This window comes from Aggregicoccus sp. 17bor-14 (genome assembly GCF_009659535.1).
Lineage (GTDB): Bacteria > Myxococcota > Myxococcia > Myxococcales > Myxococcaceae > Aggregicoccus.
In genome coordinates, this window is sequence record NZ_VJZZ01000002.1 from 357,198 (window position 1) to 382,846 (window position 25,649).

At 74.4% G+C, this 25,649-nt stretch carries 23 protein-coding genes; 6 read left to right on the plus strand and 17 right to left on the minus strand.

Annotated elements, in window-relative coordinates:
- Nucleotides 1-2 precede the first annotated feature (2 nt).
- From FGE12_RS05455 to FGE12_RS05470, 4 genes are read right to left on the minus strand one after another with little or no spacing between them, the layout of a single operon-like run.
- The gene (locus tag FGE12_RS05455) at nt 3-2,123 is read right to left on the minus strand and encodes an ATP-binding protein (protein ID WP_153865175.1); all 2,121 of its coding nucleotides are present in this window, start codon (nt 2,121-2,123) and stop codon (nt 3-5) included.
- A gap of 39 nt (nt 2,124-2,162) precedes the next feature.
- Nucleotides 2,163-2,693 (minus strand): SRPBCC domain-containing protein, encoded by a 531-nt coding sequence (locus FGE12_RS05460; protein WP_153865176.1) that lies wholly within the window; start codon nt 2,691-2,693, stop codon nt 2,163-2,165.
- Nucleotides 2,690-3,037: a helix-turn-helix transcriptional regulator gene (locus FGE12_RS05465; RefSeq protein WP_153865177.1), complete on the minus strand. Its 348-nt coding sequence runs from the start codon at nt 3,035-3,037 to the stop codon at nt 2,690-2,692. Before FGE12_RS05465 ends, FGE12_RS05460 begins: the two co-directional genes overlap by 4 nt.
- Nucleotides 3,034-3,474: a VOC family protein gene (locus tag FGE12_RS05470; protein ID WP_153865178.1), complete on the minus strand. Its 441-nt coding sequence runs from the start codon at nt 3,472-3,474 to the stop codon at nt 3,034-3,036. Before FGE12_RS05470 ends, FGE12_RS05465 begins: the two co-directional genes overlap by 4 nt.
- Nucleotides 3,475-3,731: 257 nt before the next feature.
- Here FGE12_RS05470 and FGE12_RS05475 point away from each other — a divergent pair, with 257 nt between their 5' ends.
- Complete coding sequence (locus FGE12_RS05475; protein WP_153865179.1) at nt 3,732-5,234, plus strand: catalase; 1,503 nt, start codon at nt 3,732-3,734, stop codon at nt 5,232-5,234.
- Here the strand turns inward: FGE12_RS05475 and FGE12_RS05480 are convergent.
- The 4 genes from FGE12_RS05480 to FGE12_RS05495 form a co-directional block, all read right to left on the minus strand.
- The gene (locus FGE12_RS05480) at nt 5,221-7,560 is read right to left on the minus strand and encodes a PAS domain S-box protein (RefSeq protein ID WP_194797606.1); all 2,340 of its coding nucleotides are present in this window, start codon (nt 7,558-7,560) and stop codon (nt 5,221-5,223) included. The two genes, FGE12_RS05475 and FGE12_RS05480, sit on opposite strands and share 14 nt — an antisense overlap.
- Before the next feature lie 222 nt (nt 7,561-7,782).
- Nucleotides 7,783-8,499 (minus strand): GNAT family N-acetyltransferase, encoded by a 717-nt coding sequence (locus tag FGE12_RS05485; RefSeq protein ID WP_153865181.1) that lies wholly within the window; start codon nt 8,497-8,499, stop codon nt 7,783-7,785.
- On the minus strand, nt 8,489-9,331 hold the full coding sequence (locus tag FGE12_RS05490) for an amidohydrolase family protein (protein ID WP_194797607.1): 843 nt from the start codon (nt 9,329-9,331) through the stop codon (nt 8,489-8,491). The genes FGE12_RS05485 and FGE12_RS05490 overlap by 11 nt, the downstream gene beginning before the upstream one ends.
- A gap of 110 nt (nt 9,332-9,441) precedes the next feature.
- Nucleotides 9,442-9,864, minus strand: a complete 423-nt coding sequence (locus FGE12_RS05495; protein WP_153865183.1) for a DUF3995 domain-containing protein — start codon at nt 9,862-9,864, stop codon at nt 9,442-9,444.
- Nucleotides 9,865-9,999: 135 nt separating this feature from the next.
- On the opposite strand from FGE12_RS05495, the gene FGE12_RS30850 reads away from it, so the two are divergent.
- A complete protein-coding gene (locus FGE12_RS30850) occupies nt 10,000-11,634 on the plus strand; it encodes a M20/M25/M40 family metallo-hydrolase (protein WP_370458891.1) in 1,635 nt (544 codons plus the stop codon).
- A 19-nt stretch (nt 11,635-11,653) separates the two neighbouring features.
- Nucleotides 11,654-12,250 carry a hypothetical protein gene (locus FGE12_RS05505; RefSeq protein ID WP_153865184.1) on the plus strand — a complete coding sequence of 199 codons (597 nt, stop codon included), beginning with the start codon at nt 11,654-11,656 and terminating at the stop codon, nt 12,248-12,250.
- On the opposite strand, the gene FGE12_RS05510 is transcribed toward FGE12_RS05505, so the two are convergent.
- Both FGE12_RS05510 and FGE12_RS05515 read right to left on the minus strand, forming a co-directional pair.
- On the minus strand, nt 12,227-12,943 hold the full coding sequence (locus FGE12_RS05510) for a PrsW family glutamic-type intramembrane protease (RefSeq protein ID WP_153865185.1): 717 nt from the start codon (nt 12,941-12,943) through the stop codon (nt 12,227-12,229). The genes FGE12_RS05505 and FGE12_RS05510 overlap by 24 nt on opposite strands.
- A 2-nt stretch (nt 12,944-12,945) precedes the next feature.
- Nucleotides 12,946-13,836: a DUF4253 domain-containing protein gene (locus tag FGE12_RS05515; protein ID WP_153865186.1), complete on the minus strand. Its 891-nt coding sequence runs from the start codon at nt 13,834-13,836 to the stop codon at nt 12,946-12,948.
- Between the two features lie 229 nt (nt 13,837-14,065).
- Here FGE12_RS05515 and FGE12_RS05520 point away from each other — a divergent pair, with 229 nt between their 5' ends.
- Together FGE12_RS05520 and FGE12_RS30855 are read left to right on the plus strand one after the other, a co-directional pair.
- The gene (locus FGE12_RS05520) at nt 14,066-14,539 is read left to right on the plus strand and encodes a ferritin-like domain-containing protein (RefSeq protein WP_153865187.1); all 474 of its coding nucleotides are present in this window, start codon (nt 14,066-14,068) and stop codon (nt 14,537-14,539) included.
- Between the two features lie 92 nt (nt 14,540-14,631).
- Nucleotides 14,632-15,339, plus strand: a complete 708-nt coding sequence (locus FGE12_RS30855) for a DUF4190 domain-containing protein (protein ID WP_153865512.1) — start codon at nt 14,632-14,634, stop codon at nt 15,337-15,339.
- 5 nt (nt 15,340-15,344) lie between these two features.
- Here FGE12_RS30855 and FGE12_RS05530 read toward each other — a convergent pair whose 3' ends face one another.
- On the minus strand, nt 15,345-15,812 hold the full coding sequence (locus tag FGE12_RS05530) for a GNAT family N-acetyltransferase (protein WP_153865188.1): 468 nt from the start codon (nt 15,810-15,812) through the stop codon (nt 15,345-15,347).
- Nucleotides 15,813-16,229: 417 nt separating this feature from the next.
- Between FGE12_RS05530 and FGE12_RS05535 the strand changes: the two genes are divergently transcribed.
- The gene (locus tag FGE12_RS05535; RefSeq protein ID WP_153865189.1) at nt 16,230-17,852 is read left to right on the plus strand and encodes a hypothetical protein; all 1,623 of its coding nucleotides are present in this window, start codon (nt 16,230-16,232) and stop codon (nt 17,850-17,852) included.
- Here the strand turns inward: FGE12_RS05535 and FGE12_RS05540 are convergent.
- The 6 genes from FGE12_RS05540 to FGE12_RS05565 all read right to left on the minus strand — a co-directional run bounded on the left by FGE12_RS05540 (nt 17,779) and on the right by FGE12_RS05565 (nt 25,613).
- Nucleotides 17,779-20,115 (minus strand): YfhO family protein, encoded by a 2,337-nt coding sequence (locus FGE12_RS05540; RefSeq protein WP_153865190.1) that lies wholly within the window; start codon nt 20,113-20,115, stop codon nt 17,779-17,781. The two genes, FGE12_RS05535 and FGE12_RS05540, sit on opposite strands and share 74 nt — an antisense overlap.
- Nucleotides 20,116-20,276: 161 nt before the next feature.
- The gene (locus tag FGE12_RS05545) at nt 20,277-20,732 is read right to left on the minus strand and encodes a hypothetical protein (protein WP_153865191.1); all 456 of its coding nucleotides are present in this window, start codon (nt 20,730-20,732) and stop codon (nt 20,277-20,279) included.
- A gap of 145 nt (nt 20,733-20,877) precedes the next feature.
- Nucleotides 20,878-21,615, minus strand: coding sequence for an SDR family oxidoreductase (locus FGE12_RS05550; RefSeq protein WP_153865192.1), 738 nt, complete (start codon nt 21,613-21,615; stop codon nt 20,878-20,880).
- 11 nt (nt 21,616-21,626) lie between these two features.
- Nucleotides 21,627-22,976, minus strand: a complete 1,350-nt coding sequence (locus FGE12_RS05555) for an FAD-binding oxidoreductase (RefSeq protein WP_153865194.1) — start codon at nt 22,974-22,976, stop codon at nt 21,627-21,629.
- A 28-nt stretch (nt 22,977-23,004) separates the two neighbouring features.
- Complete coding sequence (locus tag FGE12_RS05560; protein WP_194797653.1) at nt 23,005-24,462, minus strand: UbiA family prenyltransferase; 1,458 nt, start codon at nt 24,460-24,462, stop codon at nt 23,005-23,007.
- A gap of 44 nt (nt 24,463-24,506) precedes the next feature.
- A complete protein-coding gene (locus FGE12_RS05565; RefSeq protein ID WP_153865198.1) occupies nt 24,507-25,613 on the minus strand; it encodes a class I SAM-dependent methyltransferase in 1,107 nt (368 codons plus the stop codon).
- Between the last annotated feature and the right edge of the window lie 36 nt (nt 25,614-25,649).

Below are 25,649 nucleotides of genomic sequence, written 5' to 3' on the forward strand. Positions count from 1 at the left end.
GCTCACCCGGGGCGCAGCGCCCCTGGCAGCCGCACGGTGAAGGTGGTGCCCGCCTCGGCGCTCGAGCGCACCTGCACGCTGCCCTCGTGCGCGCGCACGATCTCGCGCACGATGAACAGCCCCAGCCCGAGGCTCACCTTCACGGTCTCCTCCGTCTGTGCGCCCCGGCTGAAGGGCTGGAAGAGGCGCGGCAACAGCGCGGCCGGCAGCGGCTCGCCCTCGTTGTGTACCTCGAGCACCAGGTCCCCCGCCTCGGCGCGTGCGGTCGCGGTGACGGGCGCGTCCGCGCGCCCATACTTGAGCCCGTTCTCCACCAGGTTGGCGAGCACCTGGAAGAGCCGCTCGCCGTCCACCTGCGCGTGCAGGGGCGCGCTGCAGCGTACCTGCACCACGCGCGAGGGCTGGGCCGCCCGGAACTCGTCCGCCACGCGCGCGAGCAGGTCGCACACCTCCGCGTCGCGGCGCACCAGCGGGATGCCGTTGCCCAGGCGGGCGCGGGTGAAGTCCAGCAGCAGCCGGATGACCTGCTCGATGCGCCAGGCGCCGCGCTGCACCCGCTCCACCACGTGCCGCGCGCGCGGCTCGGCCACCAGCGCTTCCAGCTGGCGCGCGCTCATGGTGATGGCGGACAGCGGGCTGCGCACGTCGTGCCCCACGATGCCGATGAGCTGCTCCTGGAACTCCTCCGCCAGCTTGCGCTCGGTGATGTCCGTGCTGGTCCCGTACCAGCGCAGGAGCTCGCCCGAGGGCGAGCGCTCGGGCCTCGCCCGCGAGAGCATCCAGCGCCAGCTGCCGTCCGTGCTGCGGCAGCGGAACTCCTGCTCGTAGGGGGAGTGCGTGCGCACCGCCGCCTTCCAGGCCTCGATCACCCGGGGGCGGTCCTCCGCGTGCAGGGCCTCGGCCCACGCGTCCCCGAGCGACTCCTCCTCGCTGCGGCCGGTGAGCGCGTACCAGGGGCGGTTGAAGTACTCCACCCGCCCCGCCGCGTCCGTCACCCAGACGATCTGCGGCATGCTCTCGGCGAGCGCCCGCAGCCGGCGCTCGCTCTCGCTCAGCGCGTCGTGCAGGCGCGTGCGCTCGAGCGCCTGCGCGCACTGGTGCACCATGGACTCGATGTGCGCGCGCTCCACGGCGCTCACGCTGCGCGGCAGCTCCCAGGTGAGCCAGATGAAGCCGATGACCCGCTGCTCCACCCGCAGCGGGAGCACGGCGCGCGCGCCCGGCCCGTGGTTGCGCGCCCAGCCGGCGAGCTCCGGGTAGGCGGCCGCGTACTCCTCGAAGGAGCGCCACCACAGCGCGCTGCGCTGCCGGGCGGCCTCGGCCGCGGGCGGCATGGAGGTGAGCGGCGCGCGCAGGAAGGTCTGGACGGTGAGGGGGTCGTACCCGAAGGTGCGCAGCACCTCGAAGCTGTCGCCTTCGAGCAGCGAGACGCTGCCCCGGGTGGCGCCCACCGCGCGCAGCCCCACCTCGATGATCGCCTCCGCCACCTCCACCGAGCGCGAGGCGCCCGCGAGCGCGGCGGTGATGGCCTGCAGTTGCTCGGCGCGCGCCTGGGCCTCGCGCGCCTCGCGGTAGAGCAGCGCGTTGTCCAGCGAGAGGCTGGCGCGGCGCGCGAGCTCCTCCACCAGCTGGATGGAGCCCGGCCCGAAGCTGCGCCCGCTCTCCGCCTGCATCAGGGCGAGCGCGCCGAGCACCCGGCCGCGCGCCCTCAGCGCCACGATGAGCAGGGCGCGCGGCGCGAGCGCCTGCAAGAGCGCGAGGTGCTCCGCGTCGCGCGCGCCCGCCTCCACCGCCTCGGCGGGAATGGCGGGGTAGACCTGGGTGCGCCCGGTGCGCAGCGTCTCGGCGATGCCGCCCGGGGCCTCGGGCCCTCGCGGGTAGCGCTGCTCGAGGGCGCGCACCAGCGCCACCTTCTCGGGGTCGCGGTGCGCCACGCACAGCGTGCGCCCGCTGCCCGGTGGGCCCTCCGGGTCCGCGAGGTAGGCGCCGCTGTAGTCCGCGAGCTCCGGCACCGCGAGGCGCATCACCTCGGCCAGCACCCCCTCCACGTCCAGCGTGGACACGAGCCGCTCGGTCGCGTCCGCGAGGAAGTGCAGCTGGCGCTCGGGAGGGATGGGGGGCACGGGGTCTTCGCTTCGCACATCTTGTACCCCGTGACGCCCTCAATCTCTCCCCGCGGCTCCGCCACCGCCGCGCGCCGCCGCGTGCAGGCGTAGCGCAGTGAGCAGATCCCCCCACCACAGGCCCATCATCCGCAGGAAGGGGCCATCCTCCAGCCCGTGGCGCGCCGGATGGTCCTTGCGCAGCGCCTCCCAGCCGCGGTGCTCCACCGTCACCCGCGTGCCGCTCGGCGAGGGCTCGAAGTGCACCTCCACCTCGGTGTGCTCGTGGGGGGCGAAGTTGGTGTTGCGCCACTCGAAGTGCAGCCGGCGGGGAGGCTCCCACGCGAGCACGCGCCCCACCTCGAGCACCTGCGCCGCCTTGCCCGTGCCGGCCACCGGCTCGAGCGTCTCGAAGAGGCGGCCGTTCGGTCCGGGCTCGAAGGTGAGCACTCCCGGCCTGCGCCCGCCGGGGCGAAAGCGCGGGCCGCGGCGCCACCACAGGTCCGTCTCCTGCGTGAACACCTCGAAGGCCACCTCGGGCGCCACCGCCACCAGCACGGTGACGCGCGCGGTCGCCGCGGGCGCGCTCATGGCTTCTCCCGGCCGCGCGTGCGCTCCGCGTGCGCCTTGAAGGCCTCCAGCTCCAGGGTCCAGAACGCCTCCACGCCCTCCACCCAGTCACGCAGGGCGTGGAAGGGCTCGGGGCGCAGCCGGTAGACGCGCACGCGCGCGTCCTCCTCCAGCCCCTGCTCCTCCACCAGCCCGCTCTTGCGCAGCACGCGCAAATGGCGGCTCATCGCGGGGGCGCTCGTCTCCAGCGCGCTCGCGAGCTCGCCGGCGCGCCGCGGACGGCGTCGCAGCAGGTCCACCACGCCGCGGCGCGTGGGGTCCGCGAGCGCGGCGAAGGTCTGGTCCAGCTTGCGCGCGGCGCTCATCGCCCCTGCGCTCCTCCGGACAGGCGCTGCGCGAAGTACCAGTGGTGCCCCTCGAGGTCCTCGGCCTCGTAGCCGCGGTCCACCCAGTAGTCCTCGCCGTAGTCGGTAGTCTTGGGCTCGCTGAGCACCTTCGCGCCGGCGGCGCGCGCGCGGGCGCAGTGGGCCTCCACGTCGTCCACGTACACGAAGAGCGCCTGGGTGTTGGCGCCCCCCAGCTGCCGGGGGCTCTTGTGCCAGGGCTTCCCCTTCGCGTCCCCCACCATCACCACCCCGCCGCCGTACACCAGCTCCGAGTGCTCGATGCGCCCGCCCTCGCCCTCCACCTTCAGCCGCACCTCGAAGCCGAAGGCGCGCTCCAGCCAGTCGATCGCCTTCGCGGCGCTCTCGTAGTGCAGCGAAGTGGAGATGCGGGGCCAGTCGGCGGGGGGATTGCGCATGGGCGACGCTCCTGGGGCCAGAAGGGAAGAAGTTGCGGCCCGGGGAAATGATTAACCAAACGGTTAAGCAATGCAAGGCCGCGTCACCGTCCGTCTCGAGCGGGTGCTTGCCCGCGCGCCTGCCCGGCAGGGTCTCGTGCGAGCCCGGCGGGACGAAGCCAAGTGGCCGCAGCGTGCGTACCTCGCAGGGACGGCCTCTAGACGCGCCGTGAACGACGGGCCCCGAACCCGCCTCCCCGAGCCTCCAGGAACGCACGATGAGCGACGAGAAGAAGAAGCCGCAGGGCGAGCCGACGCTGACCTTGACCACCCGCCAGGGCCACCCGGTCTACGACAACCAGAACAACCGCACGGTGGGCGACCGCGGCCCGACGGTGCTCGAGAACTACCACTTCCTCGAGAAGATCACGCACTTCGACCGCGAGCGCATCCCCGAGCGCGTGGTGCACGCGCGCGGCGCGGGCGCCCACGGCTACTTCGAGGCCTACGGCACGGTGGGCAAGGAGAAGGTCTCCAGGTACACGCGCGCGAAGCTGTTCCAGCAGAAGGGCCAGCGCACGCCGCTCTTCGTGCGCTTCAGCTCCGTCATCCACGGTGGCCACAGCCCCGAGACGCTGCGCGACCCGCGCGGCTTCGCGGTCAAGTTCTACACCGAGGACGGCAACTGGGACCTGGTGGGCAACAACCTGCAGATCTTCTTCATCCGCGACGCGATGAAGTTCCCGGACGTGGTGCACGCCTTCAAGCCGGACCCGGTGACCAACCGCCAGGACCCGCGGCGCATCTTCGACTTCATCAGCCTGTCGCCCAGCGCGATGCACATGATCACCTGGCTGTTCAGCCCGTGGGGCATCCCGGCGAACTACCGCGAGATGCGCGGCTCGGGCGTGCACGCGTACAAGTGGGTGAACGACCAGGGCGTGGCGACGCTGGTGAAGTACCACTTCATCCCCAAGGGCGGAGAGCGCAACCTCACCCAGGAGCAGGCCCAGGCCATCCAGGCGAAGGACTTCAACCACGCGACGGCGGACCTGTACGACAGCATCGAGAAGGGGCAGTTCCCGGAGTGGGAGCTGCAGGTGCAGCTGATGGAGGACGGCGAGCACCCGGAGCTGGACTGGGATCCGCTGGACCCCACCAAGATCTGGCCGCCGGACAAGTTCCCGCTGCTGCCCGTGGGGCGCATGGTGCTGGACAGGAACCCCACCAACTACTTCGCCGAGGTGGAGCAGGTCTGCTTCGGCACCGGCGTGCTGGTGGACGGCATGGACTTCAGCGACGACAAGCTGCTGCAGGGCCGCACCTTCAGCTACTCGGACACGCAGCGCTACCGCGTGGGGCCCAACTACCTGCAGCTGCCCATCAACGCGCCCAAGGTGAAGGTGAACACCAACCAGCGCGACGGGCAGATGGCCTTCTACCAGGACAGCCTCGAGAACGGCGCGAACCCCAGCGTGAACTACGAGCCGAGCATGCACGCCTCCCCGCGCACGCCCGAGCAGCCGTACAAGAACCACCACCCCACCGTGTCCGGGCAGGTGGTGCGCAAGGAGATCAGCCGGCCGAACAACTACACCCAGGCCGGCGAGCGCTACCGCAGCTTCGAGGCGTGGGAGCGCGACGAGCTCATCCAGAACCTCGTCGGCGCGCTGAAAGTGTGCGACCGCGCGATCCAGGACCGCATGGTGCACCACCTCACCCAGTGCGACCCGGACTACGGCCGCCGCGTGGCGGAGGGGCTGGGGCTCAAGGCGAAGTAGGCGCGGCCTCCGGAGCGGCGAGCGGCAGCCACACCGAGAAGGTGCTGCCCTCGCCCTCCACGCTCTTCACCTCGATGCTGCCGCCGTGCTGCTCCACGATCTGCCGCGCCCCGAACAGGCCGATGCCGGTGCCCGGGATGCGGCCCACCACGTTCTCGCCGCGGAAGAAGCGGCCGAAGAGGTGGGGCAGGTCGCCCGCCGGGATGCCCATCCCCTCGTCGCGCACCTCGATGAGCGCGCCCGCCTTCCCCTCGCGCGCGCGCTCCTGCACGCGCACGGAGATCTCCCTGCCCTCCGGGCTGTACTTCACCGCGTTGGTGACCAGGTTGCGCAGCACGCGGCGCACCCGCACCTCGTCCACCGCGGCCTTCACCGCGGTCGCCGGCATGCTCAGCTGCAGCCGGTGCGTGCGCGCCTCCTGCTGCTGCAGGTCCTGCGCCACGTCCCGCGCGAGCGAGGCCAGGTCCACGAGGCTGAGGCGCAGGGTGGGCGGCGCGCCCATCTCGCTGCGCACCAGGTCCACGAGGCTCTCCACCATCGCGGCCATCTCGTCGCTCGCGGCGCCGATGCGCGCGGCGGCCGCCGTGATGCGCTCGGGCGCGATGCCCCCGCGCTCCACCTCGGCGCGCAGCATGCCCGCGCGCAGCGCCACCACGCTCAGCGGGTTGCGCAGGTCGTGCGCGACTGACGAGAGGAAGTCGTCGCGCGTGCGCAGCGAGCGCTGCAGCTCGGTGAGCAGCCGCGCGTTGTCCAGCGCGAGCCCGCAGCGCCGCCCGAAGTCCTCCGCCAGCGCCACGTCCTCGGGGGTGTAGGGCTCGCGGCCTGCGGAGCGCGTGAGCACGAAGGTGCCCAGCACCCGCTCGCGCGCGAGCAGCGGCACCACCAGCATCGACTCCGGCGAGAGCGCCCGCACCGCAGCGTGGTGCGCGTCGTTCTGCACGTGGGTGCGCAGCTGCGCCTCCGGGTAGGGCTGCAGCAGCTGCGCGCGCCCGGTGCGGAACACCTCGAGCACGGGACTGGCGGAGCCTGCGCGTGGGCCGTGGCGGCGCAGCGTCTCCACGTGCTCGGCCAGGGCGGGGTCCGGGTGGAACACCGCCGCGCGCTGCAGGCCACCGGGCGCATTGAGGTCCACCACGCACCAGTCGCACAGCTCGGGCACCGCGAGCCGCACCGCCTCCTCGAGCACCTCGCGCTCGCCCAGCGCGCGCGCCAGCGTGGCGCTCGCCTCGGAGAGGAAGCGCTGCAGCTCCTCGGTGCGCTTGCGCTCGTGGATGTCCAGCCCCGCGCCCAGCCACCCCTCGAGCCGGCCCTCCGCGCCCTTCAGCGGCACCACGCGCGCGAGCAGCCAGTGGTAGCGGCCCGAGGCCGTGCGCACCCGGAAGTCCACCGCGTAGGGGCGCTCCTCGCGGATGCCCTGGGCGCGCAGCTCGCGCAGGCGCGGCCGGTCCTCGGGATGGATGGCCTCCTGCCAGCCCACCCCCGCGCTCACCTCGGGCGTCTGACCGGTGAGCTCGCGCCAGCGCGCGTTGAAGCGGGTGTCGGTGCCGTCCACGCGGTTCGTCCAGATGACCTGGGGCGCGGCCTCGAAGATCTGCCGGTAGCGCTCCTCGCTCGCCCGCAGCTGCGCCTCGGCGCGCTCGCGCTCGGAGACGTCCGTGAACACGCACACCGCGGCGGTGATGGCGCCGCCGGGCTCGCGCACCGGCGCCGCGCTGATCTGCAGCAGCGTCTCGCTCCCGTCGCCGCGCAGGTAGCGCATCCGCTCGTCGCGCACGGTCTCGCCCCGCAGCGCGCGCGCCGTGGGGTAGGCCTCGGGGTCTACCGGCGTGCCGTCCGCGGTGAGCCCCCCGTAGCGCGCGTACTGCGTCACCGCCTCGGAGGGGATGACGGGGTGGCCCAGCACCTGCTCGCTCGCGGCGTTGTAGAGCACCACCCGCCCGCCCGGCGCCTCGGCGGCGATGACCCCCACGGGCGCCTGCGCGAGCACCGCATCCAGCAGCCGCCGCTCCGCCTGCATCCGCAGGGTGTGCGCGCGCTGCGAGCCCAGGGCCACGCTCGCCAGCCCTCCCAGCAGCGCGAAGCTGCCCAGCAGCAGCGCGTCCCCGAGCAGCAGGCCGCGCGGGAGCACGAAGCGCAGCCCCAGCGCGAGCAGCGCGAGCGCCGTGCAGACGAACCCCGCGCGCCGCCCCCCGAGCCAGGCGGCCGCCATCACCGCCGCGGTGAAGAGCGGGAAGGGGACGCTCATCCCGGGCGCGAGCACCTGCAGCGCCACGCTCACCCCCAGCGCGGCGAGCACCGGCAGCAGCGCGCTCAGCGCCAGGCGCACCCCGGGCCGCAGGGGGGCGAGCGGGGCGACTTCGGTGGGGGAGGGGGACAGGTGAGGGCTCTCCAGGGGGCGGCGCGGCCGGGGGGCGCGGCGGCGCTCCCTCCTATCCGAATGCCAACGTCGCGTCTGGTTCTGCATCGCTCGGGCCGGGCGCGCCACCCAGTCGCTGTCCGCCGCCGCACGGACGCCTGCTCGCTCCCCCACACCCGTGGCCGCGCCTCGCTAGCTGCTGAGCGCGCGCAGCAGGGCGGGGTCCGGCCCCACCGTGGTGCGCCCCTCCAGCCGGCGCAGCATGTAGCGGTAGGTCTCCCAGTGCACGGGGTCGCGGATGCGGTAGGCCCGCCGCCACACCGCCTCCACCAGCCCCGCGGCCTCCCGGGCGGGCAGCTCGGTGCGCCGGTCCGCGAGCGGCTCGAGGTACAGCGCGTAGTAGCCCTCACCCCGGCGCGACATCCACGGATGGAAGTAGGGGAAGTCCAGCGGCACCACGCGCCCCTCGCGCACCAGCAGCCGCAGCCAGGCGCTGTCCTGCTGCACCTCGCCCAGCACGCGCGCGAGCTCGCCTGCGCCCGCGTCCCGGGCCTGAGCGCGGAAGGTGTCCACCAGCTGCTCGCGCAGGCTGCGTCCGAGGCCCCGGCCGCGCTGGTCCTCGCGCACCGCGAGGTAGGAGACGAAGCCCGCGTGCACCGCCTCCAGGTACGCGCCCGCCGCGGCCGCGAGCGGCTCGCCCCCGGGCGCCTCCGGGTCCGGCAGCGCGAGCAGGTGGTAGCCGCCGCCCTGCGCGCGGCCCTGGCGCGTGTCGCGCAGCTCGCCCAGCAGGTAGCTCGCCGGGTGCACGTCGCCGATGGCCTCCTGCATCAGGGTGATGGCGTGGCGCGCGAGCGGGCTGCGCTCGTCCTTCACCTCCACGGCGCGCGGCGTGGGCAGCTCAGCGGGCATCGCCGGCTCCCGCGAGCTCCTGCTCCCAGCCGAAGACGCGCGCGGCGTTGCGCCACAGCAGCCCCTCGCGCTCCTCGGGGGTGAGCTCCAGCGTGTCCACCAGCTGCAGGTAGCTCGGGATGTCCGAGAGGGGCCAGTCGCTGCCGAAGAGCAGCTTGGTGGGGTCGTTGAGGTAGGCGAGCACGTCGTCGAGCTGGCGGCGCACGAGGCGCGCGAAGCGGTCGGTGAAGGCGCCCAGGGTGATGCCCGAGATGTCCGCCACCACGTTCTCGTTCTTGTAGACGACCTCCATCGCGTCGGTGAACCAGGGGTTGCCCAGGTGGCAGAGCACGAAGGTCACCTCCGGGAAGGCCACCGCCGCCTCGTCCACCGTGAGCGGATGGGCGAGCCGCACGCGGGCGCCGCGCGCGTAGGTGTCCCCCGTGTGCACCATCACCGGCACGCGGAACTCGCGCGCGAGCGCGTACACCGGGTGCAGCTCCGGGTCCGCCGCCGAGTAGGGCTCGTAGCCCGGGTAGATCTTCAGGCCCCGCAGGCGCCCGCCCCGCAGCAGCGCGCGCAGCTCGGCGAGCTCCTCGCCCCATGCCCCTTCTCGTGCGCGCCCCAGCCGCACGCCGCCCACGACTCCGAAGCGCGGGTCGTCGCCCACCAGCGCGAGCAGCTCCTGCGTGCCCGGGCGCTCGGGCGTCACCGCGTAGGAGCCGAGCACCAGCGCGCGGGAGACTCCGCTCGCCTCGAGCTGCGCGCGCAGCAGCGCGAGCCGCTCGGCGGCGCTCGCGGGCTCCTCGGCGGAGTAGCGGTTGAGGTGGGTGTGGCTGTCGATGATCACCACGCCAAAGCTCGGGAGCGCGGGCCCCGATCGCAACACGCCCGCGCGTCTCCCCGGCTGCCGCGCGGGCAGGAGGCCGGATCTGCCCAGGCGGCCGGGCCGTGGGGCAGTGCCTAGCCCCCGAGCGCGAGTCCCACCAGCCCCAGCCCCATCGCGAGGCACAGAGGTGAATAGACCCACGTGTCGCGCCGGGCGAAGCGCGTGCCCTTCACCCGCTTGAAGAAGCCCACCCGGCGCAGGTCCCCCACGGCGCGCAGGAGGAAGAGCGCAGCGAGCACCCAGGTGCCCACCGCGAACACGGGGGGCGGAGGCCAGGGCGGAAGCCACAGGTGCGCGCGGCCCAGCACCGTGAGCGCCGCGGCGCTGAGCCCCAGCGCCACGAGCAGCGTGGCGTTGGGCCCGGGCACGAAGGCGGGCCGCCCCTCCACCTCCGGCACCGCCGCGTCCGCGCCCGCGCGCCCGCCCGCGGCCCAGTACACGTGCAGCAGCGCGAGCGCGATGAGGACGGCGGCGAGCGTGAGGGCGAGCGGGACCATGGTGACGCAGCACAGCACACCTGCGGCGGCGCCGGTGTGCGCGCTGTGCCTACGCCGCGACGGCGGTTGCCAGCACGGCCCCCCACAGGCGAGCCTCCCGTCCCGCAAAGCCTGTCCCCTCTGCAGGAGTCGCCCGTGCGCTCACTTGCCGCCCTCTCGCTCTCCCTCGTCCTCTCCGCCCCGGCCCTCGCCGCGGACGCGCCCGACCTGCAGATGCAGACGCGCATCCGCCAGGAGGGCTTCCGCAACTCGAAGGTGATGGACTACGCGCAGCAGCTCACGGACGTCATCGGCCCGCGCCTCACCGGCTCGCCCGCGATGAAGCGCGCCAACGACTGGACGCGCAGCACCTTCCAGGAGCTGGGGCTGCAGAACGCGCACCTCGAGCCCTTCAAGTTCGGCAAGGGGTGGACCTCCGAGGGCTGCACGCTGCGCATGCTCGCTCCCGGCGTCGAGAGCCTCTACGCGCTGCCCAAGGCGTGGAGCCCCGCGACCAACGGCCCGGTGCGCGGCAAGGTGGTGCGCGCGAAGCTCGAGTCCGCCGAGGACCTGGCCAAGTACAAGGGCAAGCTCGCGGGCGCCATCGTGCTGCTCGCCGAGCCCAAGGAGCTCAAGCCCCAGGAGAAGGCCGCGCTCGAGCGCTACGACGACAAGGAGCTCACGGAGCTGGGAACGTACAAGGTGCCCGCGGCCACCGACACCGCGCGCTTCCAGGAGTACATGAAGCGGCGCGCCTTCCGGAAGGCACTCGCGCAGTTCGCGCAGGACGAGCACGTGGCGGCGCTGGTGGACCTGGGCGCGGGCGACGGCGGCGTCTTCCGCGTGCAGGCCTCCGGCACCTGGAAGGACGACGAGCCCCTGGGCGTGCCCAGCGTGGGGCTCGCCCCCGAGCACTACGGGCGCCTCGCGCGCCTGCTGGACAAGGGCGTGGACGTGCAGCTGGAGCTGGACCTGAAGGCCACCTTCCACACCCAGGACCTCAGCGCCTACAACACCCTGGCCGAGCTGCCCGGCACGGACAAGAAGGGCGAGGTGGTGATGCTCGGCGCGCACATGGACTCGTGGCACACCGGCACCGGCGCCACCGACAACGCGGCGGGCGTGGCGGTGATGATGGAGGCGATGCGCATCCTCAAGGCCGTGGGCGTGGCGCCCAAGCGCACCGTGCGCGTGGCGCTGTGGAGCGGCGAGGAGCAGGGCCTGCTGGGCAGCCGCGCCTGGGTGTCTCAGCACCTGGCGAGCCGCCCCGAGCCCAAGGACCCCGCCGAGGCGATGCTCCCGGCCTCGATGCGCAAGGAGAAGCTGCCGCTCACGCTCAAGCCGGAGCAGGCCAAGGTGTCTGCGTACTTCAACCTGGACAACGGCACCGGCAAGGTGCGCGGCATCTACGCGCAGGAGAACGCCGCGGTGATGCCCCTGTTCCGCGGCTGGCTGGACGCGGTGCAGGACCTGGGCGCCACCACCGTCACCGCGCGAAACACCGGCTCCACCGACCACACCTCCTTCGACGACGTGGGCGTGCCCGGCTTCCAGTTCATCCAGGACGAGGTGGAGTACTCGGCGCGCACCCACCACACCAACTGGGACACCTTCGAGCGCCTGCAGCGCGAGGACCTGATGCAGGCCAGCGTGGTGGTGGCCACCTTCGTGTGGGAGGCGGCGAACCGCCCCGAGCTGCTGCCGCGCAAGCCCCTCAAGCCCGAGGACCTCGCGCAGCCGGGCAAGAAGCCCACGGTGAAGGTGGCCCCGGTGGCGCGCGCCGCTCCGTAGCGCTTCGCAGGAGGTCCGCATGGCCAGGGACGGGAAGCCGAGCCTCTTCCTCTTCGCCGCCGGCGCGCTGCTCTGCGCCGGCGCGCTCCTCCTCGCCGTGCAGCCGGGCGCGCACGGCGGCGAGTGGGGCGTGTTCGCGTTCTTCTGCGTGTGCACGCTGGTCCTGCTCTCCGAGCACGTGGAGGAGTGGTGGGAAGCGTGGCTGCGGCGGCGCTACCCGCTGCGCCCCGCGCCTGCGCTCGCAGACGAGGAGCTCGAGCGCCGCCGCCCCGTGTGGGTCGCCTGGTCCGAGCTCTTCCTGGACACGCAGCTGGACGCGAGGGACCACGCGCGCATCGCGGAGGTGCTGGGCGACTCGGGCTACGCGGACGGGGAGCTGCTGCGCATCCTGAGCGATGAGGTGAGGCCGGTCGTCGCGGCGAACCTCCTCTCGATGGCCGGCGTGTGGGCCGGCTTCGACGCGGCGTGGCTCGAGGAGCGCATCCTGGCGCTGCGGGCCGCGGGCCTGCCCACGCGCCCGCGCCGCAAACCCGCGCTGGGGCCGGTGCAGCAGGACGCGGACGCGGTGATGGCGGCGCTCGCCCGCCTGCGCTCAGCCGCGCGCAGCAGCGCTTGAGGCCGCGCGCGGAGGAAGTCGCGCGAGCTTCGGGCTCATCCGCATCAGCCACACCCACAGCGCGAGCACCACGAACGTGTGCACGCCCGGGGGCAGGCCCGGCTGCGCGAGCAGCCAGTCGTAGAGCGCGTGCGCGGCGGCCGAGAGGGCGAGGCCCATGGGGAGCGCCAGCGCCCAGGGCCTGCGGCGCAGCACCGCGAGCGCGAGCCCCAGCCCCGCGGGCGCGGCGAGCAGCGCGTGGGTGAGGGGTGCGGCGAGCGCGCGCGCCACCGCCTCCTGCGCGCCGAGTGCGCCTCCGCTCCACATCACCGCGTTCTCCGCCAGCGCGAAGCCCACGCCGGCGCACGCCGCGTACACGATGCCGTCCAGCACCTCGTCGAAGTGGCGGTCGGTGAGAGCGAGCAGCAGCACGGGCAGCAGCTTCGCCACCTCCTCCACGCCGCCGATGCGCAGCGCCGCGCCGAGCGAACGGCGCAGGGTCGGGCCCGCTACGTCCTCCCACGCGGTGCCCACGCCCAGCGCCTCCAGCCGGTCGAAGCCCGCGAGCGCGAGCAGCGCCGCGGCCGCCCCGCCGCCGAGCACCAGCAGTAGCAGCACCCAGGGCTCGGGCCGGCGCCGGTCCTTCCAGCGGAAGTAGCCCACCCACGCGAGGGCGCTCGCGCAGAAGAGGGCGCTGACGAGCAGGGGCGCCATCGCTAGTCCCACCAGAAGAACCACACGGGCGCGCCGAGCAGCGTGGCAGCGAGCCCCTCGATGCTTTCCACGCCCTGGTGCACGATGTCCGAGCAGTAGGCGTAGTGCTCCACCGCGAGGCGCAGGGCGGCCGCAGCGTCCTGGGGAGGCCGCGCCACGCGCAGCTCCACCGTGTCGTGCGAGATGCCCACCACCTCCGCGCCGAAGCGCTCGGCCCAGCTGCGCATGAGGCGCGCGTTCTCCTCGGGGAGGGGGCAGGCGTTCCAGCCGCCGTAGCGCAGCTGCAGGGGCACCTCCCACGGCGCGCTCGCGCGCATCACCGCGAGCGTCACCTCGGGGAGGAACTTCCCGGACACGATGTCGGTCGGGATCGTGAAGCTGCGCAGGGGCTGCACGTCGGCGGGCAGCACCACGGGCCCGGTGGCGTCCAGCAGCGGGAGGACCGACTCGTCGTGACGCGCAGCCTCCTCCTCGCCGTATTCGCGCATCTCGGCGGCCTCTCCGGCCAGCTTGTCATGCGCCCACTCGCGCGCATCGAAGGGCGGCCCCGAGAGCACCTCGCGCACCCGCGGGGCCGCGGAGCCGGTCGCGTCGTCCAGCGTCTCGGCGTGCCGCGCGAGGCTCTCCTCGTCGCCGAGGAGGACCGGGTAGAGCCCGTGGGCCGCGAGCAGCGCGCGCAGCCGCGTCCACTCCTGCACGGCCTCTGCGCCCGGCACCCGCACGTGGGCATGCACGTCCTCACCCACCTGAATCCAGCGCGGCGATGGCAGCCCTGCGGCGCTCAGCACCTCGCGCATCGCAGCATCCGGCACAGCCTCGCGCATGGGCGGGGCCTGTACCTGCGGACGGGCAGCGGGCGCCTCGCGCCCCAGCAGCTTCGACCAGAATCCCAAGAGCGTGCTCCTTGCGGCGAGTTGCGCGCGCAGAAGGCCCGGACGCTAGCGCAGGCCCGGCGCTCCCGGTGAGCGAGGCCTCGAGGGCGCTCCGGGGCCCATTCCCGGGAGGGCTCTCCTCCGCCTGGCCCGGGGACGGCCTGCCGAGGGCGTTGCACTCCGGTCAGGGTGGCCCCGCGCCCCGTGCGCGCCCACTGCAAGAGGCCTCACACCACCAGGAGCCGCCCCCATGGCCATGAAGGACCCGAAGCAGCTTGCCCTCCTCGCGGAGCTCGTCCACATCGACCTGGACGCCGTCACCGTCTACGACGCGGCACTGCGCATCGTGAACGTGCCGGTGGTGGAGCAGGCGCTGATGGAGTTCCGCTCGGACCACCTGCGCCACGTGCGCGAGCTCAACGATCGCATCGAGTGGCTCGGCGGCGCGCGCGCCCGCAGCGTGCCGGACTCCGAGGCCTGCCAGCGCCACGGCTTCAGCGCCGTGCAGGACGGGCTGCGCACCGAGGAGCTCGTCACCGCGCTCGCGGAGGGCGAGCAGGTGACGAACGCCGCCTACGCGCGCGTGCTCAAGGTGGACTGGGACGAGGAGACGCGCGCGCTGCTCGACCTGAACTTCGCCGACGAGCAGCGGCACCTGCAGTGGGTGCTGATGGCAGCGCGCAGCCGGCTCTGGGAGCAGGGGGCGCCGCAGCCCGGGGCTTGAGCGCGCGGAAGGATGGCGCCCGGGCGGGGGAACGACGAGGATGGAGCTTGCGCCTCACCGAGCCCCCAACCCCTGCCCGTGGATTGCCGACGATGAGCTCCTGCCCCACCTGTGGCGCCGCCCTGAGCGCGGACGCCCGCTTCTGCCCCGCCTGCGGAACCGCCGTCTCTCCGGGCGCGCCGCCTCCCGCAGCCGCGACGACGGGCGTGCCCCTGCCGGGCAACGCAGCGCCGCGCACCTCGGCACCGCGCACTTCGACAATGGCCATCGTCGCGCTGGTGCTCGCGAGCATCCCCGCGTGCCTGCTCAACGTGGTGGGCATCGTGCTCGGCGTGGTGGCGCTCAACGAGATCAAGCGCCAGCCGGCGCTGCAGGGCCGCGGCCTCGCGAAGGCGGCGATCATCGTCGGCAGCGTGTGGCTCGCGTTCATGCTCGTGGGCGTGGGCGCGGCCATCGCCATCCCCAACTACATCAAGTTCCAGGCGCGCTCGAAGCAGGCCGAGGCGAGCAGGAGCCTGCGCGCGCTCAACGTGCAGCTGGAGCAGGCCGGCGGCGAGGTGCAGTCCTTCTCGCAGCTGAGCTGGTCCCCCGGCGACAAGCGCCGCTACTCCTACTTCCTCGCCGACGACGCGCTCCCGGCCACGCTCGGCGGCCCCTACTCGCTGCCCGACGAGGACGCGCTGCCCGAGGGCTGGCGCGCGGTCGCCGTGGGCAACGTGGACAACGACGACACGCTCGACGTGTGGGTGGTGGAGTCCGACGGGACGCTCTCGCACCCGGTGGACGACCTGACGGAGTAGGCCTTTCAGAGGCTGCGCTTCATCCCCTCGTGGCTCGCCTCGAAGCCGAGCCGCGCGTAGAAGCGGTGTGCGGCCTCGCGGCGCTTGTCCGTGGTGAGCTGGATGAGGCCGCAGCCGCGTGCCCGGGCGCGCGCCATCGCGTCCTGCATCAGCTGCTCGCCCAGGCCCTGGCCGCGCAGGTCCGCGCGCACGCGCACCGCCTCCACCAGCGCCCGGCGCATCCCGCCGCGGCTCAGCCCCGGGATGTACGTGAGCTGCAGGCAGGCCACGGGCGCGCCGCTCGGGTCCCCCTCGAGCTCTCCGACAATCAGCTCGTTGTTCGGGTCGCGCGAGATCTCCTCGAACGCCGCCTGCACCGCGGCGGAGGGCTCGGCCGCATAGCCACGGCGCTCGCGGGCGATGGCGTCGTCGGCGAGCAGGGCGAGCAGGGCGGGGAGGTCGGAGGCGGTGGCCACGCGCAGGCGAAGGGACATGCGGCCATCGTGGCGCACGCCCGCGCGCGGGGGCAGCCCCTTGTGCGCCGAGGCCCGCGCTTCGTGCACGGCCGACCCGAGCGGCTCCCACTCCCGGCCTCTGTCGCTCGCCCGGCGGGCGTCCTCCTTCGGGACGACGGTGGACGCTGCGTGCGCCCGGCCGCAGCCACGCAGGGCGAGCGACCAGGCGCCGGAGGCCCGGGAATGCGGGCGACGGAGCAGGCGCGGCACCCGGAGGGGCGAGGGGAGGACAGTCAGGCGGCCAGCCCCGGGCCTTTGGTCAGGGCAGCTTGTCGCTGGGCGCAGGCACGCGAGATTGACGAGGACGGCCCGCATCGGGCCCGTCCACCGGCGCGGCTCCGCGCTCTCCCGGCCGGAGGGGCGTGGACGGGACGCGGGCCGGCAAGGGGGTCGGAGATGGAAGAGAGCGAGGGGCCGGAGCGGGGCACGATGCTCTCGCTGCGCGCCTTCCCCCTGGGGGCACAGGCCGAGGCGCTGCCCTCCCCCCGGCAGGAGGCCCGCGTCGTCCCGCTTCCCCTGTGGGCACGGCGGCGGCCCGCGCTGCTGCTGCTCAGCGCTGCGCTCGTGGCGCTGCCCTTCCTCGTGGTCACCTTCCCGCCCGTCACCGACCTGCCCCAGCACGTGGCGCAGGTGCGGCTGCTGCACGAGGCGCTGGGCGCGCACGGCGCGGGGCCCAGCCCCTACCGGATCCAGCCCTTCACCCCGTACTGGAGCGTGTACGTGCTCCTCACGGGCCTGTGGGCGCTGCTGCCGCCGCTGCAGGTGGGGCGCATCGGGGTGCTGGCGCTGGGGCTGCTGTGGGTGGGCGGCGTGCACGCGCTCGCCTGGCGCCGGGGGCGCGCCGCCGAGGCCGCGGTGCTCGCGAGCCTGCCCTTCTTCAACCACACCCTGTACTGGGGCTTCTGCAGCTTCCTGGTGGGCTGGCCCGTCTTCCTCCTCTGGCTGCAGCGCGTCTCGCGGCCGCCCGCGCGCACCGTGGGTACCTGGCTCGCGCACGCGGCGCTCGCCGCGCTGCTGTTCTGGTCTCACGCGCTGTGGTTCGCCGCCGGGGGGCTGACGCTCGCGATGCAGTGGGCGCTGCAGCACCGCGGGCGCGACTGGCGCTCGGTGCTCCTGCAGGGCAGCGCGGTGCTGCCCACGGCGGGGCTCGCGCTCTGGTGGTACCCGCAGCTGGCCGAGCGCGGCTTCGACTCGCCCACGGCCTGGTTCAGCGGCTTCTACCAGCGCCTCAGCCTCGGGTGGATGAGCAACGCCACGTTCGGCGGGCTGCACGACACCATCGAGGGGCCCCTCTTCCTCGCGCTGCTCGCCTGGCTGGGCGTGGGGCTGTGGCAGGCGCGCCGCGAGCTGCGCGCGCGCGTGGACGTGCCGCTGCTGGGCACCGCGCTGCTGCTCTTCGCGCTGGTGCTGGTGCTGCCCAACGAGCACAGCAACACCATCCGGCTCGCCGAGCGCTGGATGCCCTTCAGCGCCGCGCTCTTCCTGCTCGCCCTGCCGGCGCCGCGCCTGCGCCCGCACGCGCGCGCCGCCGTGGCGCTGGGTCTCTCGCTGCTGCTGTCAGTGGCCACGGCGCTCGCCTGGCACCGCTTCGAGCGGCGCGACCTCGCGGGGCTCCCGGCCGCGCTCGCCGCGCTCCCCGAGCACCCGCGCGTGCTGGGGTTGGACTTCCTGCGCACCAGCAGCAGCGTGAAGGGGCGCCCCTTCCTGCAGACCTTCGCCTACGCGCAGGTGCTGCGCGGCGGGGAGCTCGCCTTCTCCTTCGCGGACTTCGCCCCCAGCCCGGTGGTGTACCGGGACACCGGGCGGCGCACCTGGACGAAGGGGCTGGAGTGGTACGCCGCGCGGGTGAAGCCCGCGGACCTCGAGCGCTTCGACTACGTGCTGCTGGGCGCGAGCCCGAAGGACCAGGACACCGTGCCCGGGCGCTGGCCCTCGCTGGTGCCGGTCACCACCGAGGGGCGCTGGCGGCTGTACCGGGTGGTTCCGGCGGCGGACGCCGCGGACGGCGCCACGCCGTGAGCGCGAGCGTGAGCAGCAGGCCGAGCGCTCCCAGCCCGAAGGCGAGCCCCAGCCCCGGCTCGCGGTAGCGCAGCTCCACCCGGTGCTCCCCGGGCTCGAGCCACACTCCCATCGCCGCGAGGTCCACGTGCACGAGCGGCGCGGGCCTGCCGTCCACCCACGCCCTCCAGCCCGGGTGGCTCGCGGTGGCGAAGACGAGGAGGCTGCCGTCCGCCGGCACCTGGGCGCGCACGGCCGCGAAGCCCGTGCCGTGCGCCGCGTCGCTCAAGGTGGCGGGGGCGAGCGGGCCCTGCCGTGGCGGAGCACCGCCGGCAACTTCGACGACGGCCTCCGTGAGCGGATCGAAGCCCGGCGCGGCGAGCAGCCGGGCTGCCTCGTCCTCGGAGTGTGCGAGCTGCACGCGCGCGGGGCTGCGCAGGCGCGCGGGGCAGTCGCGCAGCAGCCACAGGCTGGCCTTCAGCTCGGGCCACGCGGCCACCTGCTGCACGCGCGGGTTCTTCGCGAGCACGGGGGCGTGCGGCGCGGTGAGCAGGAAGCAGGCGTTGAGCAGCTGGGCGAGCCGCAGCTCCTGGCCCTTCAGCGCCTGCACCAGCGCCGCCTCGCGCGCGAGCTGCACGGCGCCGTAGCCGCTCAGCTCCTCGAGACCGAAGAGGCTCGCGAGGTTGCTCTTGAGCGTGGCGCGCTCCCACGCCCGCGCCTGCTCCAGCGCGCCCCGGGTGTGCAGCTCGGGCACCGCGCCGCGCAGGCCCAGCGTGTCGCGCCAGAGGCGGAAGGGCCCCGCGGGTGCGTGCGCGCGCACCGCCTCCGCCACCGGCGAGGGCGCGCGAAACAGCGCGGGGTCGCCGAACCACACGATGCGCCGCGCGGCGAGCAGCAGGTCCAGCGCGAGCACCGCTCCGAGCAGCGCGCGCGCGGGCCACGCGCCGGGCCGCCGGCGCAGCAGCGCGAGCGCCCCCAGCGCGAGCGCGCCGAAGCCGAGCGCCTGCGCGAGCGCGGGGCGCAGCGCCGCGGCCGGCGCGTCGGCAGAGAGTGCCTTGCTGCTGCCGCTCGCGCGCAGCGCCCACGCGCCCGCCTCGCGCGCGCCGCCGGGCCACAGCGCGAGCAGCGCGAGCAGGGCCCCTGCCAGCCCGAGCCCGAGCGCGAGCAGGCCGAGGCGCCGGCGCGGCAGGGGCGCAGGCTCCAGGGCCCGCGCGAAGCCCAGCCCCACCAGCACCGCCCAGCCCAGGGTGGCGAGCACCGCGTACTTCTCCGGGTAGCGGAAGAAGCGGAAGGGCGGCAGCCGCGTGTGCAGCGCCCCCAGCCCCACGTGCGAGCCCAGCGCGAGCAGCAGGCCGCCCAGCAGGAGCACGAGTCCGAAGCGCGCCCAGGGTGAGCCGCGGCGCAAGCCCAGCAGCCCCAGGGGCAGCGTGGCGGCGCCGAGGTAGAGGCTGAGCGAGAAGGGCAGGGGCGCGGGGCCCTCCACGGCGAAGCGCGCCCAGAAGGCGGGCGTCTCCAGGTGCCCGCCCAGCGCGAAGGGCAGGAACAGCTCCAGCAGGCGCACCGGGTGCAGCGTCCACTGCGCGAAGTCCGCCCCCGGCGCGCTGCGCGTGGACAGCCGCAGCGTGTTCCAGGCGGGCAGCAGCTGCGGCGCGGCGAGCAGCGCCGCGAGCGCGAGCCCCGCGCCGGCGACGAGGAGCCCCTCCTTGCGCTCGCGCGGCGCGGGGCGCGTGGCCACCCACGCGAGCGCGGCGAGCGCGGCGTAGAGCACCGACTGCGGGTCTCCCGAGAGCGCCTGCAGCGCGCCGAGCGCCGCGAGCCCCGCCACGCGCCGCGCCGGGCGCGCCGTCCCCGAGAGGACGACGAGGAACCAGGGCACGTACGCGAGCCCCGCCATGAGGGGGCCCGCGGTGGCGAGCCCCACCACGTGCCCCGCGGCCATGAAGCACAGGGCCGCGGCCGCGCCCGCCCACGCCTGCCCCGTCGCGCGGCGCAGCAGCACGTACAGCCCGAGCCCGGCGGCCGCGTGGTGCAGCGCGAGGGTCCACGCGTACGCGCGCGGGAAGGGCAGCAGCAGGTAGAGGAGGTTCGGGGGGTAGAGCACCGCGGCGTGGGGGTCACCCAGCAGCGGCACGCCGGCGAACTGCCCCGGGTTCCACTGCGGCAGCGCGCCTGCGCGCCACGCGGCGCTCGCCGCCTCCCGGGTGGGGGCGTAGTAGTGCAGGATGTCGCGGAAGTAGAGGGCGCGCTCGAGCACCAGCGCGGCGCCGAAGAGCACGGCGCTCACGCCTGCGACCAGCGCGCACGGCCCCAGCCATCGCCTCAGCCCCACGCCCCGTCCACCTCGGCTCCACGCAGGGCTGTATGCCCCGCGTGCGCGGCATGCTGTGCTGCCCGCGCGCCCGGGCTCCAGCCCCTTCGGCGCGCGGTGTCGCTCAGCCTACGGGGCTAGTAGGTGCCCGCGTCCCGGTGCGCGCCCTTGTGGGTGCGAGAGCTGCCGCCGTCCATCCCGCCCATCCCGCCGTCGCTCATGCTGCCCGAGCCGCCCATGCCGCTCGTGTCGCTCATCGAGCCCGAGCCGCCGGTGCCGGAGGTGTCGCTCATGCTGCTGCCCGAGCCGCCGGTGCCACTGGTGTCGCTCATGGAGCCCGAGCCACCCGTCCCGCTCGTGTCGCTCATGCTCCCCGAGCCACCGGTCCCGCTCGTGTCGCTCATGCTGCCCGAGCCGCCGGTGCCACTCGTATCGCTCGCGCTGCCGCTGCCGCCCGTGCCACCGCTGCTGCCGGTACCGCCGCTGGCTCCGGTGGTGCTGGTGCCGCGCTGGCGGTTGTCCGAGCAGGCCGGGGCGAGCAGCAGGGCGGACGCGAGCACGCCCGCGAGGGTCCAACGTCCCGAGATCGTCATGGTGTCTCTCCGCGTGAAAAGGTCCGCGGAAGAAGTGCCTACGGCCGCGCCCGATGGCATCCGGCCTGGAACGCGGGGACGGGGTTGCCTGCGCGGCCGTCGCGCAGCGGAGCGCGGGGCGCGCGCGCGCACGCTCCCTGGGCCGCTACAGCTTCAGCCGCTTGAAGAGCCGCTCGGGCACGCAGCGGATGACGAACATGATGAGCCGCCAGAAGCCCGGCAGGTACACCACGTCGCTGCCGCGCTCGGCCGCCTTGACGATGCCGCGCGCCACCTGCTCCGGCGTGGCGAAGAGGGCGTTCTTCTTCACCCCCGCGGTCATCGGTGTGTCCACGAAGCCCGGCTTCACCGTCACCACCGCCACGCCCGAGCGGCTGAGCCGGTTGCGCAGGCCCTGCAGGAACACGCTCAGGCCGCCCTTGGAGGTGCCGTACACGTAGTTGCTCTGCCGGCCGCGGTCGCCCGCCACGCTCGAGATGACCACCAGCGTGCCCTTGCGCTGCGCCTCGAAGCGGTTGGCCAGGTGGGTGAGCAGCGAGACGGGGCCCAGCAGGTTCGTGGTGAGCACGGCGCGGGTGGGCGCGAAGTCGCGCTCGCACGCAGCCTGGTCCCCCAGCACGCCGTGCGCGAGCAGCACCCCGTCCAGCCCGCCCAGCGCCGCTTCCGCGCGCGCGACGAGCGGCCCGTGCGCCTCGAAGTCGTCCAGGTCCAGCGCCTCCGCCTCCGCCCGCGCCGCGCCGCGCGTGGCCGCATCCTGCGCCACCGCCTGCAGGTTCTGCGCGTTGCGCGCCACGAGGTAGAGCGAGGCGCCGCGCGCGGCGTAGAGCCGCACGCAGGCCTGGGCGATGCCGCTGGTGGCGCCGAGGACGAGGATCTTCTTCATGGGGCCCCTCTCTAGCGCGCGGCGGCCGCCGCGTCAGCGCCCTTCACCCGCCGCCAGAACGCGGAGGAGAAGGCGGGGTCCACGAAGCGCGCGAAGGCGCCCACCTGCGGGAACGAGGCCTGGAAGGTCTCCGGCTCCATGCGCGCGTCCTTCGCCGGGTACACCGCGCCGCCCGCCTCGCGCGTCACCCGCTCGAGCTCGTGGAAGAGCCGGTAGGTGCGCTCGCCTGCGTTGGCGAAGTCCAGCGCGAGCGTCACCCCGGGCCGCGGGAACGAGAGCAGGCCCGGGCTCGGCGCGCTGCCGAACTTCTTGAGCACCGCGAGGAAGCTCGCGAGCCGGCTCGCCGCGATGCGCTCGAGGATCTCGCGCATCGCGCCGCCGCCGACCTCGTGTGGCACCACGCACTGGAACTGCAGGAAGCCGCGCCGCCCGTAGATGCGGTTCCAGGCGTGCACGCTGTCCAGCGGGTAGAAGAAGGGGTCGTAGTGCGTGAGGTGCGTCTTGCCCGCGCCCAGCCGGTTCTTGCCGTAGTACAGCGCGTTGAAGGCCGCCACGGTGAGCCGGTTGAGGGTGAAGGAGGGCAGGTCGAAGGGCACCGAGAGCCCGCCCTTGCGCGACAGGTGGCTCTTGGCGAGCGGGAGCGCATCGAACTGCGGCGGGGCGTGGTTGCCGCGGAAGTAGAGCCCGCGCCCCAGCTTGCGGCCGCGGCTGAGGCAGTCCACCCACGCCACCGTGTACTCGAAGTCCGCGTCGCTCTCGGCCGCGGCCTGGAAGAAGCCGTCCAGGTTCGCGAAGGGCAGGGTGTCCTGCTGGATGTACGGGTTGCTCATCCGGCGCAGCTGCACCTCGGCCCAGAGGATGACGCCGGTGAGCCCGAGGCCGCCGATGGTCGCCGCGTACCAGTCCGCGTTCTCGGTGGGGCTGCACACGAGGCGGCGGCCGTCCGAGCGCAGCAGCTCGAAGCGCCGCACGTGCCGCCCGAAGGTGCCCATGCGGTGGTGGTTCTTGCCGTGCACGTCGTTGGCGATGGCGCCGCCCACGCTCACGAACTTGGTGCCCGGCGTCACCGGCAGGAACCAGCCCTGCCAGGTGGCGAGCCGCAGGATGTCCTCCAGCGTCACCCCCGCCTCGCAGGTGAGCACGCCGCTCGCCGGGTCGAAGCCGAGGAAGCGGTCCAGCCCCGCGGTGGTGAGCACCGTGCCGCCCGGGTTGAGGCAGGAGTCGCCGTAGCTGCGCCCCTGCCCGTAGGGCAGCAGCGGGCCCTGCAGCCCCTGGGGCAAGGGCTCTCCCACCCACACCAGCGGGTGCGCCCTCTGGGTCACGCGGGGGTAGCGCCCCCAGCTCTGCAGCGCCTTGCTCATGGGAGGCATCGGAAGCTCGGGACCCGGCTCAGGCGGCCAGCAGGATGACGAGCGTGGCGGCCAGCCCCACCGCGTAGCTCACCTTGTCGCGCAGGGCAAAGACGAGCGGGTCCTCGTTCACCTCGCCCCGGTGCGCGAGCAGCCACACGCGGCTCACCCAGTAGAGCATCACGGGGCAGAGCAGCCAGAGGCGCTCGGGGTGATCGTAGAGCCGGCGCACCTCCTCGCTCGAGATGTAGAGCGCGAGCACCAGCACCGCGAGGTAGCCGCTCGAGGTGCCCAGCTGCCCCAGCTGCTCCAGGTCTCCGGCGAAGTAGCCGCGCCCGTGCGCCACCTCCTGCTTGCTCATGCGCAGCCTGCGCACCTCGCTCAGCCGCTTCACCAGCGCGAGGCTGAGGAAGAGGAACATGGAGAAGCTGAAGAGCCAGCTCGAGGTGCGCACCCCCACCGCGAGCGCGCCGCCCAGGATGCGCACCGTGTACAGCCCGGCGAGCACCAGCACGTCCAGCACCATCACCTGCTTGAGGTAGAACGAGTACGCGAGCGTCACCGCGTAGTACGCGCACAGCAGCAGCACGAACTCGCGCGGCAGCCACGCGAGCGCGATGCCGAAGCCCGCCACCAGCAGCAGGGGCGCGAGCACGAGGCCCACCTTGAGCGGCAGCAGCCCGCAGGCGAAGGGGCGGCGGCACTTGCTCGGGTGCTGCCGGTCCGCCTCCAGGTCCAGCAGGTCGTTGAGCACGTACACGCTGGAGGCGCAGAGGCTGAAGGACGCGAAGGCGAGCGCCGCGTGCACGAGCAGCGCGGGCTCGCGCACCCGGTGCGCGGCGAGCAGCGGCACGAAGAGCAGCAGGTTCTTGGCCCACTGGTGCACGCGCACCGCCTTGAGCCAGGTGCGCGCGCGGGCCCGGGGGCCCTGGAACACCTGCACGGGGCGGCCCAGCGCCTGCGCCGCGCGCACCACTCCGCCCGGCGCGTTCACCACCACGCTGCCCGCGCACTCGCGCCACACCGCCAGGTCGTCGCGCTCGTTGCCCGCGTAGTGGAAGTCCGCGCCGAGGCTGCTGCGCAGGCTCGCGAGCTTGCGCGCACCGCGCAGGTTCACGCCGCCCTCGCTCGCGTGCACGCGCTCGAAGAGGCCCAGGTGCTGCGCCACCGCGTCCGCCACGCGCCGGTCCGCCGCGGTGGCCAGCACCAGGCGCCGGCCGCGCGCGTGCTCCGCGCGCAGGTACGCGAGCAGCCCCTCGTCGTAGGGCAGGTGCGCCGCGTCCGGCACCACGCGCCGCGCGAGCTCCGCCTTCAGGTGCGCCTTGCCCTTGAGCAGCCAGAGGGGCACCAGCAGCACCAGCAGCGGGTGCTGCTTGAGCAGCAGCAGCAGCGACTCGTGCAGCGTGTCCGTGCGGGTGAGCGTGCCGTCCAGGTCCACCACGAGCGGGAGCCCGGGCGGGAGGGGCGCGGCAGCGAGAGTCTCGGAGGGAGGGTTCACGGTCCGGTGCACCCTATACGATGGGGCCGCCCCCGGAAGGCCCGCTACCCCCGTCTGTCGTCCGGGGAAGCAACCACCAGCGACTGCAGCGGCAGGCGGCGCACCGGGCGCACGCGCTCCACCCGGAAGCCCGCCTCCTCGAGCTGCGAGCGCAGCTGCCCGAGGGTCCATGCCGCCGCCCCCGAGGTGAGGAAGAAGTGCAGCCCCACCAGGCTGGAGGCGTCCTCCCCCCCGTCGGCCGCCTGCTCGCCTGCTCCCTCACGCAGGTACTCGAGCACCGCGAGCCGCCCCCCGGGCGCGAGCGCGCGCCGCACCCGGACGAGCAAGGCCACCCCCTGCTCGCGCGACAGGTGGTGCAGCACCTGGAAGAGCAGCACCAGCCCGGGCGCCTCGCCCGCGGGGCCCGTGAGCGCGGTGGCCGGGTCCAGCAGGTCGACCTCGCGAAAGGCCATGCGCGCGGAGAGGCCCGCGGCCGCCACGATCTCCCGCCCCACGCGCGCGCTGCCCGGCAGGTCCAGCACCGTGGCCCCGAGGCCCGGGTGGCGCCGCAGCAGCTCGGCGGCGAACCAGCCGTGGCCGCCGCCCAGGTCCAGCACGTGGCCCTGCACCGCGCGGCCGCCGGGCGCGCGCGGCAGGGGCAGGGCGCGCGCCACCTCGGGCGCGGCGAGGCGCGCGAGCTGGTGCAGGCCGTGGATGTAGTCGCTCCAGCGCGGGTCCTCGGGCGCGAGCCGGTGGATGTCCACGCCCTTCCCCGAGCGCACCACCTCCTCGAGCCCACCCCACCAGTCCCACTGCGCGTAGTTGAAGTCGAGGTAGCCGCCCACGTAGGTGGGGCTGTGCGGGTCCAGCCAGCGCTCGGCGCGCGGCGCGAGCCGGTACAGCCCGCCGCGCCGCAGCTGCACCGCCTCGCAGGCGCGCAGCGCCTCGAGCAGCGCGCGCGTGCCCGCGGCGCTCAGGCCCAGCCGCACGGCGAGCGCGTCCGGGTGCGCGGGGCCCTCGGCGAGCGCCCGGTACACGCCGAGCCGGCTGCCGGCCATCAGCGTGCGCGCCGCCATCATCCCGAAGAAGGCCTGCGCGAGCGGCTGCGGCGCGAGGTTGAGCCAGCCCGCAATCCGCTCCAGCAGGTTGTCCGCCCTGAGGCCCAGCCGCATCGCTCGCTCCCCCTCGTGTGTACTGCGTGCGGCGCG

Bases quoted from the DNA above. Each gene is read 5' to 3' on its own strand.
- FGE12_RS05460 (WP_153865176.1), bottom strand. From the start codon at position 2,693: ATGAGCGCGCCCGCGGCGACCGCGCGCGTCACCGTGCTGGTGGCGGTG.
- FGE12_RS05465 (WP_153865177.1), bottom strand. From the start codon at position 3,037: ATGAGCGCCGCGCGCAAGCTGGACCAGACCTTCGCCGCGCTCGCGGAC.
- FGE12_RS05470 (WP_153865178.1), bottom strand. From the start codon at position 3,474: ATGCGCAATCCCCCCGCCGACTGGCCCCGCATCTCCACTTCGCTGCAC.
- FGE12_RS05475 (WP_153865179.1), top strand. From the start codon at position 3,732: ATGAGCGACGAGAAGAAGAAGCCGCAGGGCGAGCCGACGCTGACCTTG.
- FGE12_RS05485 (WP_153865181.1), bottom strand. From the start codon at position 8,499: ATGCCCGCTGAGCTGCCCACGCCGCGCGCCGTGGAGGTGAAGGACGAG.
- FGE12_RS05495 (WP_153865183.1), bottom strand. From the start codon at position 9,864: ATGGTCCCGCTCGCCCTCACGCTCGCCGCCGTCCTCATCGCGCTCGCG.
- FGE12_RS05505 (WP_153865184.1), top strand. From the start codon at position 11,654: ATGGCCAGGGACGGGAAGCCGAGCCTCTTCCTCTTCGCCGCCGGCGCG.
- FGE12_RS05510 (WP_153865185.1), bottom strand. From the start codon at position 12,943: ATGGCGCCCCTGCTCGTCAGCGCCCTCTTCTGCGCGAGCGCCCTCGCG.
- FGE12_RS05520 (WP_153865187.1), top strand. From the start codon at position 14,066: ATGGCCATGAAGGACCCGAAGCAGCTTGCCCTCCTCGCGGAGCTCGTC.
- FGE12_RS30855 (WP_153865512.1), top strand. From the start codon at position 14,632: ATGAGCTCCTGCCCCACCTGTGGCGCCGCCCTGAGCGCGGACGCCCGC.
- FGE12_RS05530 (WP_153865188.1), bottom strand. From the start codon at position 15,812: ATGTCCCTTCGCCTGCGCGTGGCCACCGCCTCCGACCTCCCCGCCCTG.
- FGE12_RS05535 (WP_153865189.1), top strand. From the start codon at position 16,230: ATGGAAGAGAGCGAGGGGCCGGAGCGGGGCACGATGCTCTCGCTGCGC.
- FGE12_RS05545 (WP_153865191.1), bottom strand. From the start codon at position 20,732: ATGACGATCTCGGGACGTTGGACCCTCGCGGGCGTGCTCGCGTCCGCC.
- FGE12_RS05550 (WP_153865192.1), bottom strand. From the start codon at position 21,615: ATGAAGAAGATCCTCGTCCTCGGCGCCACCAGCGGCATCGCCCAGGCC.
- FGE12_RS05555 (WP_153865194.1), bottom strand. From the start codon at position 22,976: ATGAGCAAGGCGCTGCAGAGCTGGGGGCGCTACCCCCGCGTGACCCAG.
- FGE12_RS05565 (WP_153865198.1), bottom strand. From the start codon at position 25,613: ATGCGGCTGGGCCTCAGGGCGGACAACCTGCTGGAGCGGATTGCGGGC.